Raw genomic sequence first — 1,230 nt, 5'->3', positions numbered from 1 at the left:
GTATGATCCTGAACAGCTGACAATTCCAGTTGTCACTCCAGGTGAGCATGACCAAAATCCACCTCATTTTCAATTAACCCAAGAGGAAAATCCTGATTTTAAACCTTGGAAAGAAGGTGACTATGGGATACATGGCTATCATTCCCACTCAACCTTATATTCTGAGCATGACCGTAAACAACTAGTCGCAACTTACTACGGCATGATTAGTCTAATGGATAAGTACATTGGGAATATCCTTGACAAGCTTGATGAACTGGGACTTGCGGATAATACGATCGTGGTATTTACAACAGACCACGGGCATTTCTATGGTCAACATGGCCTTCAAGCCAAAGGCGGCTTCCATTACGAAGACCTCATCAAGATTCCATTTATTGTTCGGTATCCAGGTCAAGTCCCTGCTGGCGTAACCTCGCCTGCCATTCAGTCATTGGTAGATCTGGCACCTACGTTCCTTTCTCTATGCGGCATTCCGATTCCCCACCATATGACGGGTTTAGATCAATCCCAAGTATGGCGCGGTCTGAAAAGTAAAGTGAGGGATCATGCCATCTGCGAGTTTCGTCATACACCGACGACGATTCACCAAAAAACGTATGTGGATGAACGGTACAAAATTACCGTGTACTATAACCAAACATATGGAGAAGTTTTTGATTTACAAGAAGATCCAGGTGAAATCCGCAACTTATGGAGTCTTCCCGAATACCAAACCCTTAAATCGGAGCTTTTGTTGAAATATGCTTGGGCGGAATTAGGCAAAGAGTCTATGGCGATGCCTCGTCTCTGGCATGCCTAACGAGGATAAAGATGTTGAATAATTCTGGGAAGCACGGCCCTATCTACCACTTGCCTCCAATAGGTGAGCCTCCTCCACTGAGCGTGCAGTTCCTAGGGGTAAATTACTGTGAATCGAATTACAGCAATATTCGAGAGCTTGCGAAGGTTACCGTTATCGGCTTTGTTCGTTCAGGTCAAGGAAGTGTGAAAGTTGGTTCACAGACCTCAATTGCTCGCGTGGGAGACGTATTCATCCTTCCTGCAGGCTGCTACCATGAAGTTGTCTCAGACCCTAAGAATGAAGAGCAATGKAGCTACATATGGCTTAACATCAGCGGAAACTGGATTCTTAAGATGCTCGAAGCTTATCAATTGCTTACCCACATCGTAGTGCAAAATAGTGGGTTAGAACCTCTTTTTCGTGAAGTTATCGAGAACGCTCAGCAC

Annotated in this window: 2 protein-coding genes; both read left to right on the top strand. The window is 44.8% G+C overall.

Going from position 1 to position 1,230, the window contains the following annotated elements; translation table 11 throughout:
- Window positions 1–802 (top strand): sulfatase family protein (locus AC1DUA_RS38300; RefSeq protein WP_477504668.1); only part of this gene is annotated, 802 nt, incomplete at its 5' end.
- Between the two features lie 11 nt (window positions 803–813).
- The coding region (locus AC1DUA_RS38295) for an AraC family ligand binding domain-containing protein (RefSeq protein WP_477504667.1) at window positions 814–1,230 on the top strand (417 nt) is incomplete at its 3' end.

Source organism: Paenibacillus sp. 01T422, from assembly GCF_056398785.1.
The sequence above is the reverse complement of the archived record's forward strand: the minus strand, read 5'-3'. Positions and strand labels throughout refer to the sequence as shown.